This window comes from Micromonospora sp. NPDC049089 (assembly GCF_040648775.1).
GTDB lineage: Bacteria > Actinomycetota > Actinomycetes > Mycobacteriales > Micromonosporaceae > Micromonospora.
This window is the reverse complement of record NZ_JBEZEH010000074.1, coordinates 1-19523: the sequence shown is the minus strand read 5'-3', so window position 1 is coordinate 19523 and position 19523 is coordinate 1. Positions and strand designations below refer to the sequence as shown.

The window sequence follows — 19523 nt, the reverse complement described above, 5'->3', positions numbered from 1 at the left end:
GACCGCCGTGCTGATCTGGATCGTGCTCGCGGTGGTGCTGCTACCTCTCGTGGTGCTCGCGTTGGCCGTGCGCCCGGTGCTGGCCCGGCTGCCCCGACTGCGCCGCGCCGCCGTGGCGTTGCAGCGGCGCGCTGCGGAGGCCGAGGCGCTGCGGGACACCGCCGAGGCGCTGCAACAGCGTGCCGAGGAAGTCCAACGTCGGCTCGACACCACGTCCCAGCGACTCGCGGTGATCAAGGCCAAGCGCGGCTGATCGGGCACGCACCCGGCGATGGTTGACGGATCATCGCGGGTTGGTCAAGACTTCACCCTCCCGCCCAGACCACCACCACCCAGCGGGTGGCAGGCAGCCGATCCGCACGTACGATGGGCTGCGTACCACCCCCCGGACACAGAGCGACTGGAGCTTCTCATGGGTGCCCTCAAGCCGTGGCACATCGCTGTTCTCGTGGTTGTGCTGATCCTGCTCTTCGGTGCGAAGCGGCTCCCCGACGCGGCCCGTTCGCTGGGTCGGTCGCTGCGGATCATCAAGGCCGAGACCAAGAGCCTGCAGGATGACGACCGCGACCTCGCCGAGAAGGCCGACGCGCAGACCGGCTACCAGCCGCTGCCGCCGCACGCCGGGCAGCAGGCGCCGTACGCTGGCCAGCCGCAGCAGGCCCCGTACCAGCAGGCCCCGCCGCAGCAGCCGGTCGTCGACCCGGTGCACCGCGTCCGCGACAACTGACCGAAGGGCCCCACTCCCGTGGCCTTCGCACTGCGTAAACGCGGCCCCAAGTCGTTCGAACGGGCCGCCGACGGCTCGATGACGCTCATCGAGCACGTTCGTGAGCTGCGCAACCGTCTGTTCCGCGCGTCCGTGGCGATCCTCATCGGGTTCGGCTTCGGTTTCTGGTTGGCCAAGCCGGTGCTGCACCTGCTCCAGCAGCCCTACTGTGACCTGCCGCAGGCCCGATATGTCGACGGCAAGTGCGAGTTCGTGCAGCTCGGCCCGGCCGACCTGTTCCTGCTCAACCTGAAGGTCGCGCTCTGGGTCGGGTTGATCGTGGCCGCACCGATCTGGCTGTACCAGCTCTGGGCGTTCATCGCGCCCGGCCTGCACCGGCACGAGCGGCGCTACGCGTACTTCTTCACCGCCCTCGCCGCGCCGCTGTTCGCGGCCGGTGCGGTGCTGGCGTACTTCGTCACGGCCAAGGGCTTGGAGTTCCTGCTCAGCATCTCGGACAGCGAGATCAGCACGACCTTGGAGATCACCAAGTACATCTCCTTCGTCACCAACCTGATCCTGTTGTTCGGCGTGGCCTTCGAGTTCCCGCTCGTCGTGCTGATGCTCAACTTCGTGGGCATCGCCAGCGCGAAGCGGTTGCTCAGCTGGTGGCGCGTGGCGATCTTCGTGTTCTTCGCGTTTTCCGCCGTGGTCACTCCGACGCCGGACCCGTTCGGCATGACGGCCCTGGCGATCTGCCTCTCCGCTCTCTACTTCGGTGCGGTGGGCGTCGCCTTCCTCAACGACAAGCGGCGTGGGCGCGGCAAGGAGATCTACGCCGGCATCGACGACGACGAGGTGTCGCCGTTGGAGTTCGACGCGGACCCGGTCGTGGCCGGGCAGCGGGTCGACTCGGCAGCGCCGATCGGCGAACCCGAGCCGATCGCCAAACCGGCGCCGATCGAACGCCGCTACGACGACATGACCTGACGGCTCCGCGCCGACCGGTCCACCGACGCCGTCCCCGTGTTTCGGGGGCGGCGTCGTCGCGTCACCTGCCGCGGCGGCGGCGGAACTGTTGGTGACGGCACCTGCCCCTGGTGAACGGCGGGTGTCCGACCGGTACGGTGCTGCCCGTGACCGCAGACGACCACCTGCCCGGCCCGGTCGCCGGCGAACCCGTCGACCGCGCCCCGCTCGCCGGTGGGCCGGTGGCCGTGCTCACCAACCCGTCCGCCGGTCGGGGACGGTACAGCGCACTGCTGCCCCGGTTGTTGGACGGGCTGGCCGACGCGGGTCGGCCGCTTCGAGTGCTGTCGGCGTCCAGCCCGGGCGAGGCGGAGGCGGCATGCCGTCAGGCGGTCGCGGACGGCGCGGGTGCGCTGGTGGCGGTCGGCGGCGACGGCACCGTGCACCGGGCGTTGCAGGCGGTCGCCGGGACCGACGTGCCGTTCGGCCCGATCCCGGCCGGCACCGGCAACGACTTCGCCCTGGACACCGGCTTTCCGGCCGACCCCCTAGCTGCGGCGGCGGTGATCGCCGAGGCGGTACGCGACGGCCGCAGTCAACCGGTCGACCTGGCCCGGATGGTAGGAGTCGACGGCGTCGAGCGCTGGTACGGGGCGGTCCTCGCGGCTGGCTTCGACGCGATCGTCAACGAGCGGGCCAACCGGATGCGCTGGCCCCGCGGCCCGCGCCGATACGACCTGGCGATCCTGGTCGAGCTGGCCCGGCTGCGCCCACGCCGCTACACGCTGCGCCTCGACGGGGTGCCGCACGACCTGGACGCGGTGCTCGTGGCGGTGGGCAACTGCCCCACGTACGGCGGTGGGATGCGGATCTGCCCCGACGCGGACCCGACCGACGGGCTGCTCGACGTGGTGGTGGCGGGTCGGGTCAACCGGCGCACCCTGGTCCGGGTGAAGCCGCGTATCTACCAGGGCACCCACATCAGTCATCCGCTGGTGCGCAGCTTCCGGGCCCGCACCGTGGAGTTGGCGGCCGAGGGCATCACGTCGTACGCCGACGGGGAACGCTCCCTGGAGTTGCCGGTGACGATCAGCGCGGTTCCGGGCGCCGTGCGGCTGCTGCGTTGACCCGTACCGCGCCGATGCTGGCGACGATCACCAGCACGATGGCGGTGCACTCCAGCACTGTCAACTCCTGCCGCAGCACCAGCCAGCCGGCGAGGGTGGCGACGGCCGGGCCGAGGCTCATAAGAACGGCGAAGGTGGCGGTGGGCATCCGCCGCAGCGCCATCAGCTCCAGGGTGTAGGGCAGCCCGGAGGCGAGCACGGCGAGGGCGGCGCCGAGGGCCAGCACCCGCGGGTCGAGCAGCGCCGCGCCGCCGTCGACGATGCCCAGCGGCAGGGTGACCAGCGCGGCGACGGTCAGCGCCAGGGCCAGCCCGTCCGCGCCGGGAAAGCGGCCGCCGACCCGGGCGCTCAGCACGATGTACGCGGCCCACATGGCGCCCGCGCCGAACGCGAAGGCCACGCCGACCGGGTTCAGCCTGTCGAAGCCGCCCTGCCCGAGCAGGGCCACCCCGGCCAGCGCGAGCCCCGCCCAGCCCCAGCTGGCCAGTCGGCGGGCGGAGAACACCGACAGCGCGAGGGGGCCGAGCACCTCGAGCGTCACCGCCGGGCCGAGGGGGATGCGTTCGATGGCCTGGTAGAACAGCGAGTTCATGCCGGCCAGCGCCAGCCCGAACGCGCCGGCCGCCAGCCAGGCCGACCGGTCGTGTCCGCGCAGGCGGGGCCGGCACACGACGAGCAGCAGCACCGCCGCGATGGTCAGCCGCAGGGTCACCGCACCGGCCACCCCGGTACGCGGGAAGAGCAACGCGGCCACGGCGGCGCCGAACTGCACCGACAGGGCCCCACCGAGCACCAGCCCCACCGCGACGACGCCGCCGCCGCGGGCTGGTGGCGTTTCTGCCGGTGCCGTCGTGGGCAGCAGGATCTCGGTCACGGGCACGACGCTAGGCCGTCCGCCCTGGCCAACCTGCGGCGGCATCCACCGGCGTGGCCGAGGCAACCGCAGGTCAGCCGGGCAGGGCGAGGTCGAGCACCGCGCCCAGCCCGTTCTCCCGGCCCGGCTCGGCTGCCGGGAGCACCAGCGCCGAGCAGCCGGCGGCCACCGCGCCCGCGTCCGCCGGGGTGTCACCGACCATCAGGGTCTGCTCCGGGTCGACGCCCAGCATGCCGCAGGCACGCCAGAAGATCGCCGGGTCGGGTTTGCAGCGCCCCACCTCGTACGAGAGCACGAACGCGCCGACCAGGTCTGTCAGCCCCCAGGCGTCGAAGTGTGGCCGCAGGTCGAAGCCGATGTTGCTGACCACCGCCACCGGCACCCCGGCATCGCGTAACGCGGTCAGCGTGGGGGCGGTGTCGGCGTACGGCAGCCAGCCCTCGGTGGTCAGCAGCCGCTCGTAGAGCGCGTCGGCGAAGCCGTCGATGCCGGCGTCGACGGTCTCGGCCAGCCCGGTGTACGCGCCCCGGTGGGCGTGTTGGTAGAGGTCCCGGTCGGCCCACAGTTCGGCGAGTCGGGGCGGCACCCGTGCCGGCAGTGGCCCGCCGGCGCGTCCGGCGGTGAGCAGTCGGTCGGCCAGTGAGGTGGCGCGGACGCGGTCCAGGGTGACGCCGCACGCCGCCGCGGCCTCCGACACCCACCGCTGGGGCTCCTCCACCTGGGCCAGGGTGCCGTGGAAGTCGAAGAGCACCGCCTTGACAGGGCGTCGGGACGCCCGGCGCTCGGTGGTGCCCGGCGGACTGGTCTGGGGCGGTTCGGCATGGTCCGGCACGCCGTGCACCCTACCGACCGCCCCCGACCGAGCCTCCGGACGGCCTTGTGGGGTGACATGACGCGGCACGCACTAATCTTGGTGCCATGTCGAGCCCCGCCGAGCGGTACGCAGCGGCGCGCCGCAAGGCCGCACAAGCCGCACAGTTTCCGGCGCTGGACGAGTTCGCCCTCGAGTTGGGGTTCGACCTCGACGACTTCCAGCGGGAGGCGTGCCAGTCGCTGGAGCGGGGCAGCGGTGTGCTGGTCTGCGCTCCCACCGGCGCCGGTAAGACGGTGGTCGGGGAGTTCGCCGTCCACCTGGCGTTGCGGGGTCGGCCCGACGACCCGGCGCCCGCCGTCGACGCGACGACCCCACCGGTGCGACGCAAGTGCTTCTACACCACCCCGATCAAGGCGCTGTCCAACCAGAAGTACCACGACCTGGTCGCCCGGTACGGCGCCGAGCAGGTCGGCCTGCTGACCGGCGACAACGCGATCAACGGCGACGCGCCGGTGGTGGTGATGACCACCGAGGTGCTGCGCAACATGCTCTACGCGGGCTCCAGCACCCTCCAGGGCCTCGCGTACGTGGTGATGGACGAGGTGCACTACCTGGCTGACCGGTTCCGCGGTGGAGTGTGGGAAGAGGTGATCATTCACCTGCCGGCTTCGGTCACCCTGGTCTCGTTGTCGGCGACGGTCTCCAACGCCGAGGAGTTCGCCGACTGGCTGGTCACCGTGCGCGGGGAGACCGCCGTGGTGGTCAGTGAGCACCGGCCGGTGCCGTTGTGGCAGCACATGCTGGTCGGCAAGCGGATGTTCGACCTGTTCCACGACGCCGACGCCGCCCGCAAGCACGACGTGCACCCGGAGTTGCTGCGCTACACCCGGGAGACCGCGCGGCGGCTGGAGTTGGGGGAGGGGCGCAGCGCCGGGCCCGGTGCCGGCCGGCGTGGCCCGCGTTGGCGTGGCCCGTTGCGCCCGGACATCGTCGACCGGCTGGACCGGGAGGGTCTGCTACCGGCGATCTTGTTCATCTTCAGCCGGGCCGGTTGCGCCGCCGCGGTGCAGCAGTGCCTCGCCGCCGGGTTGCGGCTCACCTCGGCGGAGGAACGGGCCGAGATCCGCCGGGTCGTCGAGTCGCGGGTCACCGCCATTCCCGGCGAGGACCTGTCGGTCCTGGGCTACTGGGAGTGGCTCGACGGCCTGGAACGCGGCCTGGCCGCCCACCACGCCGGCATGCTGCCGGTGTTCAAGGAGGTCGTCGAGGAGCTGTTCGTCCGCGGCCTGGTCAAGGCGGTCTTCGCCACCGAGACGCTGGCTTTGGGCATCAACATGCCGGCCCGCTGCGTGGTGCTGGAACGGCTGGTCAAGTACAACGGCGAGGCGCACGTCGACCTGACCCCGGGGGAGTACACCCAGCTCACCGGGCGTGCCGGCCGCCGAGGCATCGATGTGGAGGGGCACGCCGTCGTGGTGTGGTCCCCGGAGATTGACCCACGGCACGTGGCCGGGCTCGCGTCCACCCGCACCTATCCGCTGCGCTCCAGCTTCCGGCCGTCGTACAACATGGCGGTGAACCTGGTCGGCACGGTCGGCGCGGAGCCGGCCCGGGCGCTGCTGGAGTCCTCGTTCGCCCAGTTCCAGGCGGACCGGTCGGTGGTCGGCCTGGCCCGGCAGGTGCAGCGCAACACCGAGACCATCGAGGCGTACGGCGCGGAGGCCGCCTGCCACCACGGCGACTTCGACGAGTACTTCGCGCTGCGGGTGGCGATCGCCGATCGGGAGAAGGCGATCGCCCGGCAGGGGCAGACCCAGCGCAAGGCCGCCGCGGTGGCCTCGCTGGAGCGGCTACGGGTCGGCGACGTGATCCGGGTGCCGTCGGGCCGGCGGGCTGGGCTGGCCGTGGTGTTGGACCCGGCGACCGGTGGGTTCGGTGAGCCCCGTCCGTTGGTGCTTACCCAGGACCGTTGGGCCGGGCGGGTCAGCCCCGGCGACTTCACCACTCCGGCCGAGGTGTTGGCCCGGATCCGGGTGCCCAAACACTTCAACCACCGGTCCCCGGGCGCCCGGCGGGATCTCGCCGCCGAGGTCAGCGGCACCGGCCTGGATCGGCACGCTGGCCGACGCGGGGGCCGTTCCCGGCAGGCGACCGGCGAGGACCACCAGATCACCCAGCTCCGCAGCGAGCTGCGTCACCACCCCTGCCACGCCTGCCCGGAGCGCGAGGATCACGCCCGCTGGGCTGAGCGGCGTCGGCGGCTGGAGCGCGACACCGAGGAGCTGCGCGAGCGCGTCAGTGGTCGTACCGGGTCCCTCGCGCGAACGTTCGACCGGATCGTGGCGCTGCTGACCGAGCGTGGCTACCTCGCCCGCGACGGCGCGGTCACCGACGCCGGTCGGATGCTGGGCCGGATCTGGACCGAGGCGGACCTGCTGGTCGCCGAGTGCCTGCGCCGGGGGGTGTGGAACGGGCTGTCCCCGGCCGAGCTGGCCGCCGCGGTGTCGGTGGTGGTGTTCGAGGCGCGCCGCGATGTCGACGAGAGGGCGTCGCTGCCGCGCGGGCCGGTGGCCGACGCGGTGGACGAGACGCTGAAGCTGTGGGGGGAGATCGAGGCCGACGAGGCGGCGCGAGGGCTGACGGCGACCCGGGAGCCGGATCTCGGTTTCGCCTGGCCCGTCTACCGGTGGGCCCGGGGGGAGGCGCTGGCGAAGGTGCTCGGCAGCGGTCACGAGATCGATGGTGAGATGCCCGCCGGTGACTTCGTCCGGTGGGCCCGACAGGTCGTCGATCTGCTCGGTCAGCTTGCCGACTCCGGGGGCGCTTCGCCGGAGCTGCGGTCCACCGCCCGGCAGGCGATCGCGGCGGTCAACCGGGGTGTTCTGGCCTACCACACCTCGGTCTGATTACTACTCCCGGTGAAGACCGTCGGCTGATCGACGCAGCGGTCGCGCCGGACAACCCGCCCCGCTGACGTCGACAGTCAGCTCACCAGGCCCGTCCGGTAGGCGTAGACGACCGCCTGCACCCGGTCGCGCAGGTCGAGCTTGGTGAGGATCCGTGACACGTGGGTCTTCACGGTCTCCTGGCTGATCACCAGCCGGGCGGCGATCTCGCCGTTGGACAGGCCGGTGGCGACGAGGCGCAACACCTCCAGCTCACGCGGAGTCAGGCCGACGTCGTCCACGGTGCCCCCGGCCGGGCGGATCCGCTCGGCGTACCTGCCCACGAGCTGCCGGGTCACCTCGGGCGCCAGCAGCGCGGCACCGGACGCGACAGTGCGGATGCCGTGCAGCAGTTGGGCCGGAGGGGCGTCCTTGAGCAGGAAACCGCTCGCCCCGGCGCGCAGCGCCTCGTACACGTACTCGTCGAGGTTGAACGTCGTCACCACGAGCACCTTGACGGGCTCGGTGACCCCGGGGCCGGCCAGCAGCCGGGTCGCCCCGATGCCGTCGAGGATCGGCATCCGTACGTCCATGACGACCACGTCCGGGCGCAGCCGGCGGGCGAGGGCGACAGCGTCGCGCCCGTTGCCGCACTCGCCCACCACGTCGATGTCGGGCTGGGCGTCGATGATCGTGGCGAAGCCGGTGCGGATCAGCTCCTGGTCGTCGCAGACAAGCACCCGGACAGACGCGGTCACGACGGGCTCCCGGTGGGGATGCGGGCCCGCACGACGAAACCGCCGCCCGCCTGCCGTTCCGCGCTGAACTCGCCACCGAGCACGTGGACCCGTTCGCGTAGCCCGGCGAGGCCACGCCCGCTCCCACCGGGCGTCGCGGCGGGCGAGCCCGATCCGTCGGTGCTGACGTTCACCGAGGTGTCCCTTTCGCCGTGCCGCACGTGGACGATGGCGCGGCTGCCGTGGTCGTGCTTGAGGGCGTTCGTCAGCGCCTCCTGCACGACCCGGTAGGCGACGACCTCGCTGCCGCCGGTCACCCCCGCGGGGCTGCCCTCCTCGGTGAACTCCACAGGCTGCCCGGCCCGGCGGGTCTGCTCCACGAGGGCGCGCAGGTCGCCGACGGCCGGCGTACGAGGATCGGTGGCGTGGTCGGGGTTGAGCAGGTCGAGCAGATGCCGCAGGTCGGTGATGGCCCGCCGGCCTGTGTCGGTGATGGCGGTCAGGGTCGTGTCGAGGCGCTCGGGGGCGGCGGTCAGGTAACGCGCCGCCTCCGCCTGCACGACCATCGCCGTCACATGGTGGGTCACCACGTCGTGGAGTTCGCTGGCGATGCGAGTGCGTTCGGCGTTGCGGGCTGCCAGGGCGACGTGTCGACGGCGTTCCGCCTCGGCTGCCCGGGACTGCCGTAGCCACACCCCGATGCCCCACGCGAAGGCCAGCATCAGATAGAACGTGCCGAACCCGAGCACGCCCTCGGTCGAGCCTTGCCGATGCAGGGCGACAGCCAGCGACACGTACGCGGCGGAGGCCAGGACCACCGCGGTCCGCCGGTGCTGGTCGAGGTGGGCCGCCGCGCTCACCAGCGCGATGGCAAGCCCGGCACCCGCCACCGTGTGGTAGGCCCGGAGCTGGTCGAGCGCGAAGCCGAGGGACACCAGGGTGAGGCAGAGCGCCGGCCAGCGTCGACGGACGGCGAGTGGCAGGCACTGGAGGAGGATCGCCACGGTGGCCAGCGCGTCGAAGGGACGCGCCGGCAGGTCGCCGAGCTGCGTCCCGCGGTCCTGCAACGCCGGCACCACCGACGCGGCGGCGAGCAGCAGTGCCACCGGGAGATCCCGGACCGTGACGGCGTGCTGCCGCCACCGGTCCAGGAACGTCCGACGGTCGATCACGCGGTGACTGTAACCGTCGCCGGGGCGGCGGCCGCGCGGCGGCGACGCGGGACGATGGTGCCGCGGCGGTGAGCCATCCACATGAACCCCGCGGTCATCAGCACGCCCGCCGTGACCGCGAACACGCTCGCCTCGGGGCCGAAGTTACCCCCGGTGAGCAGCGCCGGGCCCGACATCGCAGTCTCCAGCAGGCCCTTCGACTGCTCGTTGCCCGAAACCACGGAGCTGAAGATGCCGCCCGCGGCGATGTTCCAGCCGAAGTGCAGGCCGATCGGCAGCCACAGGTTGCGGGTTGCGGCGTAGGCGGCGGCGAACATGAACCCGGCCTCGATCGTGATCGCGGTCGCGCCCCACAGGCTGGCATCCGGGTTGGTCAGATGCATCATGCCGAACGCCACCCCGGAGAGGAGCAGGGCGATCCAGGTGCCGGCGCGTTCCTCGATGATGCGGAACAGGACGCCGCGGAAGAGCACCTCCTCGGTCACGGCGGCGGCGGCCATGAACCCGACCAGCCCCATCGCGCCCGTCGCCGAACCGAAGCCGTTGATGTGGTACTCGGCGGAGAGCGCGATGGTGACGAGGACGGCCACGAACATCCCGACCCCGAGCACCGTTCCCAGGCCGGTCTGCGAGACGGCTCCGGCCCTCGCGAGTTCGGTGACCGCGCGACGTTCGGTACGCCGTACGACCCAGATGTAGACGAGGATGGCGAGCACCGACGTCAGCACGCCGAGTGGCAGTGTGAGCCAGTCGTTGCCCTGCGCGGCGACGATGGCCTGGCCGCCGGCGAAAGCGACCGCCGCGACGGCCACGAGTTGCTTTACGAAACGCATCGGAGTCCTTCCCAAGGCCGTTGCACGGGCGCAGCGGCCTGGGTTGAACGCTATTTTTTCGCCTGCCGGAAATCGTCACCGCTCGGAGCGCACCTGCGGTAGCTCGCACGGGGGACAAACGGGCCGTCGAGGTGCGTGCCCGCACCGCGCCACACCCGGGAGGCCGCGCTTCCCGGGGGCCCGGGGGAGGCGCTGGCGAAGGTGCTCGGCAGCGGTCATGAGATCGATGGTGAGATGTCCGCCGGTGACCTCGTCCGGTGGACCCGCCAGGTCGTCGACCTGCTCGGTCAGATTGCCGACTCCGGCGGTGCCACAACGGAGCTGCGGTCGACAGCTCGACAGGCTATAGCGGCCGTCAATCGAGGCGTTCTCGCGTACCACACGTCAGCGTGATAGTTACGCCCAGCAACTTTCGTCGGGTAAATCGACGCAGCGGACGGTTACCGAAACGGCACCCCTCGAATAGCCCGGGGGGCCTATTGCGCCTGATCACAGCACCCCTGATCATTGCCGGGGCGTCTTGTTGACGCATCGGTAACGAATGGGGAGAAAGCCGCCGTGGCGGAAATCAATCACTTTGAGTACGGGTGGATCACGCCCGCGTTGAGTTACGCGCTGTCCGTGCTCGGCTCGATCCTCGGTCTGGTCTGCGCCGGGCGCATCCGTACGGCCCGGACGAACGGCCAGCGGGCGTGGTGGGGTCTGCTGTCGGCCTGGGCGCTGGGCGGCACCGCCATCTGGGCGATGCACTTCATGGCCATGCTCGGCTTCGCCGTCGAGAACACCCGGATCCGTTACGACGTGCCGCTGACCGCGGCCAGCACCGTCATCGCCGTGGTGGCGGTCGGTATCGGCCTGGCCATCGTGGGCACCGGCCGGCTCAATCCGGTACGACTGATCGCCGGCGGTGTCTTCACCGGCGTCGGCGTGGCCTCCATGCACTACACCGGCATGGCCGCCATGCGCCTCAACGGCACCCTCGGCTACGACACGGTCCGGGTCGTGCTCTCGGTGGTCATCGCCGTGGTGGCGTCCACCGTCGCGCTGTGGCTCGCGATGACCGTCCGGCGGGGCTTGGCGATCTTCGCGTCCGCGCTGGTCATGGGGATCGCCGTCAACGGGATGCACTTCACCGGCATGAGCGCCCTGTCGGTGCACCGCCACGAGCGGGCGGGTGAGGTGACCGGCGCCGGGGTGAGCACCCTGCTGGTGCCGATCGTGCTGGCGGTGATCTTCGGCGTGGTCGGTCTGCTCTACGCGCTGCTCGCCGCTCCGACCGATGACGACCGGGCCGCCACCGCGTACCTGAACGGGCTGCGGCTCTCGGAGCCGCCGGCCCCGGCACCCGCCCCCGCTCCCGACCCGGTCGGGTTGCGCGCCCGCTCCACCCTCGGCCAGCCCGGTACTCCGTTCCCGTCCCGCCGGGACACGCCGCCGCGCTGACGCCGTACGGCCGGCCCGCGCCGCGGTGCTGGCGACCTCGTGGATCCGGCCGTCTCGGTGCCCGGGCGGAGGGGGATCAGGCCGGCCGCCGGCCGGGACGGCTGCTGTCGATCGTGAGGGTGACCAGCAGCCCGGGGTGGTCGGTCGTCCCGTTCATGGGCACCTGGCTGCGACAGCAGAGGGTGATGTCGGCGGTCGCCGTGACGTGTTGCAGTCGGCCATCGTCGACCCGCTGATGGCCAGGTGGGATGCAGGACCGCACGTCGGGGTCGGGGCCGGCGCGCAGGTTGAGGTCACCGCCGAGCACTGTCGGCTCGTACCCGGCGTCGCGGCTGATCGTCGGCAGGATGGTGCCGAGCAGGTGGTCGCACTGCGCGAGCGCGACGCGGTAGCCGCCGCTGGCCGACAGGTGCGTGGTGCAGGCGAGCAGAGCGCTGTCGACGTCGACGCAGAGCCAGGCCCGTTCCTCGGGGTCCGCGAGGTCCTGCGTGGGGTGGGTTCCGGCGTACACGGTGCTCGGTGTGCCCGGCGTCCGCAGGTGGGCCAGTAACCCGATGCCGAACCGTTGTCCGTTGCGGCAGCGGGTGTCGTCGCCGCTCGGGCGGTCGCCGGCGGCCTGGAACGCGGCCACCACGCTCTGGCCAGGGTGGACGGTTTGGAACACCCGGCGCAGGGCCGGCAGGTCGTCCGCGCAGATCTCGTTGAGGGTGACCAGGTCGGGCGCCTCGGCGGTGATCACCTCTGCGGCCCTGGCCATCGCGCGGCCGGTGTAGCAGCCGGCGAGGCCACTGTTGCAGAGGTTCATCTGCAGCATTCGCAGGACCGTGGGTTGCGCGACGCCGGTGGGCGCGGCCGGCGGTGCGGCCGGTGGTGCGGCCTGCGGGTTGGCGGGCAGTGCGGCGGCGGCGAGGATGCAGCCCACGACCAGGGTTCGGCGCAGGAACCGATAGGGACGGGCGGCCACACGGACTCCGGGGTGCGCGAGGCGACAGTCGTCGCCGAGGTGCCAGTGATCTTACTGGCGGCCGAAACGACGATCGAGGTCCCAGGAGCGGTGGGCCGAGGGGGCACCCGCGCGGCGGGTGCCCCTCGGGTCGCTCAGTGGGCGCGGACCGCGACCGCCGTGTAGGGCGTGGTGGGGGTCGGCGGTGTGGTGAACCGGGCGTTGGGCAGGTAGAGCCGGCCCAGCGCCTTGGCGACGGTGGTGGGTACGTCGAAGTGCGGATCGGTGATGGTGCCGGTGAGCGCTCCGGCGGTGCCAGAGTGGTTCAGCCGGACCACCGCGATCTGGTTGAGGCGGTTCTGCACGACGTAAAGGGTGCGGCCGAGCAGGAGAAGTCCATCGCCGTTGGTGAAGGTGTGGCCCGGCACGTCCACGACGGTGCTCGCCCCGGTCGCCGGGTCGACCCGGTACAACGTGCCGGTGGAGGACTGGACGACGATCAGCGCCCGGCCGTCGGGTGTGGTGGCGATGCCGTTGAGGTTCACCCCCGTGCCGACCTGCTCGTACGCGCCGGTCAGCGTGATCGTGGTGAAGGCGTCGGCGGGCGGCAGCGCGCCACCGCGACCGAGCGGCAGCCGGTAGAGCACCGGCCGGTTCGAGTCGGTGAAGTATGCCGCGTCGCGGGTCAGCACGACGTCGTTGACGAACGTCGGGGCGGTGGCGAACTGGTAGCGGGCCAGCACCTCGCCGGTGCGGGTGTCGAGCACGCGAGCGTCGCCAGCCGTGCCACCGGAGACGAAGAGCCGGCCACGTGTGTCGACCTTGAGGCCGAGCGACGGCGTGCCGGTCGCCGCGCCGATCGTCGTGCCCCGGCCGGTGACCAGGTCGACGCGCTGGATGGCACCGGTGGCGCGGGAGCCGAAGTAGGCGTACCGGCCGGCGGTGGCGATGCCCTCGGGCTGGAACCCGTCGGGGAGGGCGAGGACGGCCGGCGGGCGCCCTGCGGGGTGCGCCTGCGCCGGCGCGACGGCGACGGTGGCCAGCATGACGGCGGCCAACGCGCTGCCAAGCGTGGTGCGGAGGGGGCGGTTCACTGTGCTCCTTCCGGGCGGAAGCGGCACGAGCCGACACGTCCGCCACGTTCACTGGGGCCAGGACCCTCCCCACTGTACGACCGCTGACGGGCGCCCGCCCGGCGTCACCGGCGCGGCCTTCGGGTGACCGCGCCGGTGAGCCCGTCGAGCGGGGGCGGAGGTCAGGCGTTGCGGACCAGCCTCCACCGGTTGTCCGCGCTGCCGTTGTCCGGATCCTGCACGGCCTGCGCTCCCCAGGCGGTCGACCCGTTCAGGATTCCGAGCAGCTTGTTGCTGTTGACGTTGCGGATCTTGTAGGTGCCGTCGCCGTTGTCGACCAGGATCCACCGGTGATCGGCGGTGCCGTTGTCGGCCCACTGGAGGACCCGGGCGTTGTCGGCGGTGGACATGTTCTCCACGCCCAGGACCTTGCCGCTGTTGACGTTGCGGAACCGGACGGCGTTGCCGTCGGTGATGACCACCCAGTTGTGGTCCGCGGTGCCGCTGTCGCTCCACTGCACGGCCAGACCACCGTCGGCGGTGGACATGTTCTGGATACCGAGGACCAGCCCGGTGCCGACGTTGACAAGTCGGTAGCTGCCGCCGGTGCCGCCGCTTCCGCTGGTGTTCCAGTAGACCGTGTAGTTGAAGCCGTGGGCGTCGTGGAAGGGGCTGAGGTTCACTGTGGACCCGTTGGCGCTCGCGGAGAACGCGAGTGAGCTGGTGCTGGTCCGGGTGATCGAGGAGACGGTGATGGTCGGCGGGGCGCTCAGCGCCGTGTTGCCGTAGTTGCCGGCCAGCACCGCCGGGCCGTACGTGATCGCGCCGATGGTGGCGTTGTCGTTGGAGGCCCGGACGGCGACCTGCATCGGCAGCCGAACGGTGATGGTGTCGCCGGCGGCCCAGGTGCGCGTGACGGTGGCGTAGCTGCCCGGGGTTGTGGCCACGTTCTCCACGGTGCCGTTGACGGCGATCGTCGCGCCGCTGGTCCAGGACGGGATCCGCACCCGGATGCTCCACGAGCCGCTCATCGAGCCGCTCAGGGTGAGGGTGCTGGTGTCACTGACCGGGAAGTTGGTGCTCTGGGTGACAGTGATGCCGCGTTGCGTCCAGTCCAGCACCGACGGCGCGAACAGGTTCACACTCAGCGTGGTCCCGTTGTAGAAGTAGATGGAGTCCATCAACCTCGTGTTGATTTCCAGACCGGTGCCCTGGCAGCACCAGAACGAGTTGTAGTCGGTGCTCCAGGTGCCGCCACCCCACGCCGGGCCCACGCCCCGACGACCGCCCGGCCGCAGCGGGGTGAAGTAGGTGATGTGGCCGTGGCTGTCGGCCGGGTTCTGCCCGCCGATCAGGTGGTTGATCAGCGCGCGCTCGTAGAAGTCGAAGTAGTCCGCCCGGCTCGGGTCGAGCAGCCACAGCTCCCGGGTCAGTTTAAGCATGTTGTGCGTGTTGCACTGCTCGCAGGTGTCGTTGCTGAGGTAGCCGGCGATCGCGTTCGGTGCCCGGAAGTGCTCCGCCTGGCTGTTGCCGCCGATGGCGTAGGTGTGCGCGCCCACGGTGATGCGCCACGCGTTGCTGGCGATGTCCCGGTAACGGGTGGTCCCGGTGGCCTTGTACTCCCGGGCGGCGCCGATCCACTTGGGCACCTGCGTGTTGGCGTGCAGCCCGTTGAGCTGGTCCTGGTTGGCGGCCAGGGGGTTGAACACGGCGGCGTGGTCGAACCGCTGGGCGGTGGTGAGCCACCGGGAGTCGCCGGTCTGCTGGTAGATGTCGGCGAGCACGTCGTTCATGCCACCGAACTCGGTACCCAGCATCGATTGCATCTGGCTGGAGCTCAGCCGGGCCGTCCGGGTGTCGACCCAGCCGGCGAGGGACAGCAGCACCGTACGGGCCTGCGTGTTGCCGATGTAACGCCAGACGTCGAGGAGACCGGCGAGGGTTTTGTGGATGCAGTAGTAGGGCACGTTGCCGTTGGACAGCGTCCGTGCCTCCAGCGCGGTGAAGTCGGACTCCGGGAAGCCGGAGAGGTAACCCGCGCCGAACCCGGCGGCACCGTTGTTCGCCTGGCACTTGGCCAGTTCGGCGACCATGTAGTTCGCCTTGTCCCGGCAGGTGGTGTCGCCGAGCACCGCGTACGCGTACGCCCAGGCGCTCAGGAAGTGACCCTGCATGTGGGTCCGGAACGGGAAGTTCGGCGCGTCCCAGCCCCCGTTGGTGGCGGCGCCGTTCGTGGACAGCCGGTGGTTGGCGCGGAAGTTGTAGAGCATCCGGTCAACGTCGACGAACCGCAGGTAGTTCAGCGTCCGGGTCTGGTTGTCCATCCAACGGCCGGCGGTGAGTCGTACCTGGCCCGGGTCGAATCCGTACGCCGAGACGCCGATGTCGGACCGGGCCGGGGGCACGATGGCGGCGGACGCGCTTGCGGGGGAGACGGCGACGCCGGTCGCGGAGACCACCACGGTGGCTCCGGCGGCCTGAAGCAGGTGGCGGCGGCTGAGGGGCAGGGATGGCATGGGGAACCTCCAGGTGGCCGGGTACGTCGGGGCCGCCATCGATGGCGGTGGGTCGTCGGCGGCACAAGGGGGCCGACGCCGGGAGCGGTGTGGTGGGTGGGACGTGGGTCGCCGTGGACGCCGGGTGCCCACCCCTGCGCTTATCGCGGCACATCGATGTGATCGCTAACATAGTTCGTCGTTAACATGCCCGCAACCCCCGGAGTGTCTGGTCGACCCATTTACGCGACGACCTGGCCCGGGGTCGCCCGGTCCCGGCGGCGGTTGTGGTCCGAAACGGACATCTACCGGGCTCGCGATCATCGGAGCGTTGCCGTGAGTGACCGTTGCCGGTGGCTGCCCCTCCGTTGACGCCCGTCCGGTGGCTCAGTACCGTGCATCGTAAATCTTCGATGTCAACGTTGATGCCTCAATGCTGCGATGGGGTTACGACGGTCATCCCGCGCCACACAGAAATCCAGGCCAGATAGGGGAAGGAGGCATTGGCGAATAGCTGTTAGCGCTAACACGGCCGCCGGTCGTGCTGCCCAGCGCGCGAACCACAAGCCCGTTCGAGCGGCCGCCGCAGCGGTGGCTCCCCCCGTCAAGCACCGCGCACTCTCTGTGGGAGTAATCGTGAACGTTAAGGATCCAACCGCAAACCGGGCCGCTCGCCGGACCAGGCGAACCGTCGCCTGGCTGGCCAGCATGGCCTGCCTCCTCGCACTGATCCCGGGTACGGCCAGGGCCGACAACCCCATCGTCCAGAACATCTACACCGCCGACCCCGCGCCGATGGTGCACAACGGTCGGGTCTACCTCTACACCGGACACGACGAGGACGGATCCACCTACTTCACCATGCGCGAATGGCGGGTGTACTCGTCCGCCGACATGGTGAACTGGACCGATCACGGCTCGCCGATGAATCTGGCGACGTTCGCGTGGGCGGACGCCAACGCGTGGGCCGGGCAGGTCGTTCCGCGTAACGGAAAGTTCTACTGGTACGTGCCGGTGCGCCAGCGCTCCAACGGGCAGATGGTCATCGGCGTCGGCGTGGCCGACAGCCCCACCGGGCCGTTCCGCGACGCGCTCGGTCGACCACTGGTCGGCAACAACGAGATCGACCCGCACGCGTTCATCGACGATGACGGACAGGCGTATCTGTACTGGGGTAACCCCGGTCTGTGGTACGTGAAGTTGAACCCGGACATGATTTCGTTCTCCGGCAGCGCGACACGCATTCCACTCACGACCGCGGGGTTCGGCACCCGTAACGGTAATGCGAGTCGGCCGACGCTGTACGAGGAGGGGCCGTGGGTGTTCAAACGCAACGGCTTGTACTACAACGTGTTCGCGGCGGAATGCTGCTCCGAATTCATCGCGTACTCCACGGCGACGGGACCGACGGGGCCGTGGACATATCGGGGAACGATCATGCCGCGGCAGGGAGCCAGTTTCACCAATCACGCGGGTGTGATCGACTTCCAGGGCGGTTCGTATTTCTTCTATCACAACGGGGCGTTGCCCGGTGGTAGCGGTTACACCCGTTCAGTGGCGGTGGAGAAGTTCACCTACACCAGCAGCGGCATGTTCCCGACGATCAACATGACCACCACGGGGGCGCCGCAGGTGGGCACCCTGAACCCGTACGTGCGGCAGGAGGCCGAGACGATCGCCTGGGGCTCGGGGATCGAGACCGAGGTGTCCAGCGAGGGCGGGATGAACGTCGGCTGGATCGAGAACGGCGACCACATCAAGGTCAAGGGTGTCGCGTTCGGCGCGGGTGCGACCTCGTTCAGCGCCCGGGTCGCGTCGGCCACCAGCGGCGGGCGGATCGAGGTGCGCCTCGACAGCGCCAACGGCCCGACAGTGGGCACCTGCACCGTGGGTGGCACCGGCGGCTGGCAGACCTGGAGCACCACCACCTGCGCGATCAGCGGAGCGACCGGCACCCATGATCTCTACCTGCGCTTCGCCGGCGGCAGCGGCAACCTGTTCAACGTCAACTGGTGGCAGTTCGGCGGCACCGGCGGCACCGTCACCAACCTGCTCACCAACGGCGACGTGGAGAACGGCACGACGGGCTGGGGAGTGCACGGCAGCGGCACGCTCTCCCGCAACACGAGCGTGGCGCACGGTGGCGGCGGGTCGCTGTCGATCACCGGCCGGACCGGTGCCTGGAACGGCCCCGGCCAGGACATGACCGCCACGCTTACCAACGGCAGGAGCTACACCACGAACGTCTGGGTACGCGCACAGGGCGGCACCCCGTCGGCGAAGGCGACACTGTCGCTGACCGCGAACGGCACGACGAACTACCTCCAGCTGACGCCGGCGGTGGGAGTGAACGTCAACGGCTGGACCCTGCTCACCGGCACCACGACAGTGTCGTGGAGCGGCACGCTGACCAGCGCCACCTTCTACGTCGAGACAGCCGAGGGCACCGACAGCCTCCTGGTCGACGACGCCTCGTTCCAGTGACTGTCGCTGCCGGGGCCGTGCTCGGCACGGCTCCGGCAGCACGGCGACAGGCCCACCACCGTGACGGAGCGACAGGTTTCCCGGCGCTGTTGGTTACGACTTGACGAACGGCATGTTATCGCTCACAGTCGATGGTTGAGGGCAGCCGCACCTGTGGTTCACCGGGCGAACCTGCTGTGGCACCTCGACCCGTGACGTCCGCCCAGGGCATGCCGGACGTCGGGTCAGGACTCCCCGCACCGCTGCCGCGACGGCGATCGTTGCTGACATCCCCCATGTCGCAGGAGCGGCTCCCGGCGTGCGTCTCCATCGCTGCACCACCACAGAGAAGGAATCCGCATGAATCACAGAAGAGCCCTGCGAGCGGCGGTGACCATCGCCGTTACCGGTGCCCTCGCCGCAGGCATGGCGATGACGCTGACCTCCACGGCCAGCGCCGGCACGACCCTCCGGGCCTCGGCGGCCGAGAAGGGCCGTTACTTCGGCGCGGCCGTCGCGACGAACAAGCTCTCCACCAGCGTCTACACGACCGTCCTGAACCGTGAGTTCAACAGTGTCGTGGCCGAGAACGAGATGAAGTGGGACGCCACCGAGCCGCAGCAGGGTCGGTTCAGCTACACCGGTGGTGATCGTCTGGTCAGCCACGCGCAGGCCAACGGCATGAGCGTGCGCGGTCACGCGCTCTTGTGGCACCAGCAAGAGCCGGGTTGGGCCCAGGGTATGTCGGGCAGCGCGTTGCGCAACGCGATGATCAACCACGTCACGCAGGTGGCGACGCACTTCCGCGGGAAGATCTACGCCTGGGACGTGGTGAACGAGGCGTTCGCCGACGGTGGTTCCGGTGGGCGGCGTGACTCGAACCTGCAGCGCACTGGCAACGACTGGATCGAGGCGGCCTTCCGGGCGGCGCGGGCGGCGGATCCGGGTGCGAAGTTGTGTTACAACGACTACAACACCGACGGGGTCAA

17 protein-coding genes are annotated in these 19523 nt (G+C 70.7%); 9 read left to right on the top strand and 8 right to left on the bottom strand.

Annotated features, from left to right (window positions below; genetic code table 11):
- The first annotated feature begins 7 nt into the window (after positions 1-7).
- The 4 genes from AB0B48_RS15160 (at position 8) to AB0B48_RS15145 (ending at position 2802) form a co-directional block, all read left to right on the top strand.
- The gene (locus AB0B48_RS15160) at positions 8-253 is read left to right on the top strand and encodes a hypothetical protein (RefSeq protein ID WP_357201176.1); all 246 of its coding nucleotides are present in this window, start codon (positions 8-10) and stop codon (positions 251-253) included.
- Positions 254-412: 159 nt separating this feature from the next.
- A complete protein-coding gene (gene tatA / locus AB0B48_RS15155) occupies positions 413-727 on the top strand; it encodes a Sec-independent protein translocase subunit TatA (protein WP_357201173.1) in 315 nt (104 codons plus the stop codon).
- Positions 728-745: 18 nt separating this feature from the next.
- A complete protein-coding gene (gene tatC, locus AB0B48_RS15150) occupies positions 746-1696 on the top strand; it encodes a twin-arginine translocase subunit TatC (protein WP_355007963.1) in 951 nt (316 codons plus the stop codon).
- Positions 1697-1860: 164 nt separating this feature from the next.
- Positions 1861-2802 carry a diacylglycerol kinase gene (locus AB0B48_RS15145; protein WP_357201205.1) on the top strand — a complete coding sequence of 314 codons (942 nt, stop codon included), beginning with the start codon at positions 1861-1863 and terminating at the stop codon, positions 2800-2802.
- On the opposite strand, the gene AB0B48_RS15140 is transcribed toward AB0B48_RS15145, so the two are convergent.
- Together AB0B48_RS15140 and AB0B48_RS15135 are read right to left on the bottom strand one after the other, a co-directional pair.
- Positions 2765-3682: an EamA family transporter gene (locus AB0B48_RS15140; RefSeq protein ID WP_357201170.1), complete on the bottom strand. Its 918-nt coding sequence runs from the start codon at positions 3680-3682 to the stop codon at positions 2765-2767. The genes AB0B48_RS15145 and AB0B48_RS15140 overlap by 38 nt on opposite strands.
- 67 nt (positions 3683-3749) lie before the next feature.
- Positions 3750-4508: an HAD-IA family hydrolase gene (locus tag AB0B48_RS15135; protein WP_357201167.1), complete on the bottom strand. Its 759-nt coding sequence runs from the start codon at positions 4506-4508 to the stop codon at positions 3750-3752.
- An 86-nt stretch (positions 4509-4594) separates the two neighbouring features.
- On the opposite strand from AB0B48_RS15135, the gene AB0B48_RS15130 reads away from it, so the two are divergent.
- Complete coding sequence (locus tag AB0B48_RS15130) at positions 4595-7396, top strand: DEAD/DEAH box helicase (protein ID WP_357201164.1); 2802 nt, start codon at positions 4595-4597, stop codon at positions 7394-7396.
- Between the two features lie 77 nt (positions 7397-7473).
- On the opposite strand, the gene AB0B48_RS15125 is transcribed toward AB0B48_RS15130, so the two are convergent.
- Genes AB0B48_RS15125 through AB0B48_RS15115 form a run of 3 tightly spaced genes read right to left on the bottom strand, consistent with a single transcriptional unit; the run spans position 7474 to position 10117 of the window.
- Positions 7474-8133, bottom strand: coding sequence for a response regulator transcription factor (locus AB0B48_RS15125; RefSeq protein ID WP_357201161.1), 660 nt, complete (start codon positions 8131-8133; stop codon positions 7474-7476).
- The gene (locus AB0B48_RS15120; RefSeq protein ID WP_357201158.1) at positions 8130-9284 is read right to left on the bottom strand and encodes a histidine kinase; all 1155 of its coding nucleotides are present in this window, start codon (positions 9282-9284) and stop codon (positions 8130-8132) included. Before AB0B48_RS15120 ends, AB0B48_RS15125 begins: the two co-directional genes overlap by 4 nt.
- A complete protein-coding gene (locus tag AB0B48_RS15115; protein WP_357201155.1) occupies positions 9281-10117 on the bottom strand; it encodes a CPBP family intramembrane glutamic endopeptidase in 837 nt (278 codons plus the stop codon). Before AB0B48_RS15115 ends, AB0B48_RS15120 begins: the two co-directional genes overlap by 4 nt.
- Before the next feature lie 135 nt (positions 10118-10252).
- Here AB0B48_RS15115 and AB0B48_RS15110 point away from each other — a divergent pair, with 135 nt between their 5' ends.
- Together AB0B48_RS15110 and AB0B48_RS15105 are read left to right on the top strand one after the other, a co-directional pair.
- Positions 10253-10510 (top strand): hypothetical protein, encoded by a 258-nt coding sequence (locus tag AB0B48_RS15110; protein ID WP_357201152.1) that lies wholly within the window; start codon positions 10253-10255, stop codon positions 10508-10510.
- A gap of 165 nt (positions 10511-10675) precedes the next feature.
- Positions 10676-11560: an MHYT domain-containing protein gene (locus AB0B48_RS15105; protein ID WP_357201149.1), complete on the top strand. Its 885-nt coding sequence runs from the start codon at positions 10676-10678 to the stop codon at positions 11558-11560.
- 76 nt (positions 11561-11636) lie between these two features.
- Here AB0B48_RS15105 and AB0B48_RS15100 read toward each other — a convergent pair whose 3' ends face one another.
- The 3 genes from AB0B48_RS15100 to AB0B48_RS15090 all read right to left on the bottom strand — a co-directional run bounded on the left by AB0B48_RS15100 (position 11637) and on the right by AB0B48_RS15090 (position 16092).
- Complete coding sequence (locus AB0B48_RS15100) at positions 11637-12524, bottom strand: endonuclease/exonuclease/phosphatase family protein (protein WP_357201146.1); 888 nt, start codon at positions 12522-12524, stop codon at positions 11637-11639.
- A gap of 134 nt (positions 12525-12658) precedes the next feature.
- Positions 12659-13597, bottom strand: coding sequence for a superoxide dismutase (locus AB0B48_RS15095; protein ID WP_357201143.1), 939 nt, complete (start codon positions 13595-13597; stop codon positions 12659-12661).
- A gap of 161 nt (positions 13598-13758) precedes the next feature.
- The gene (locus AB0B48_RS15090) at positions 13759-16092 is read right to left on the bottom strand and encodes a beta-L-arabinofuranosidase domain-containing protein (RefSeq protein ID WP_357201140.1); all 2334 of its coding nucleotides are present in this window, start codon (positions 16090-16092) and stop codon (positions 13759-13761) included.
- A 687-nt stretch (positions 16093-16779) separates the two neighbouring features.
- On the opposite strand from AB0B48_RS15090, the gene AB0B48_RS15085 reads away from it, so the two are divergent.
- Positions 16780-18555, top strand: coding sequence for a family 43 glycosylhydrolase (locus tag AB0B48_RS15085; protein ID WP_357201202.1), 1776 nt, complete (start codon positions 16780-16782; stop codon positions 18553-18555).
- Positions 18556-18894: 339 nt separating this feature from the next.
- Positions 18895-19523, top strand: a 629-nt coding sequence (locus tag AB0B48_RS15080; RefSeq protein WP_357201137.1) for an endo-1,4-beta-xylanase, incomplete at its 3' end; no start/stop codon positions are given.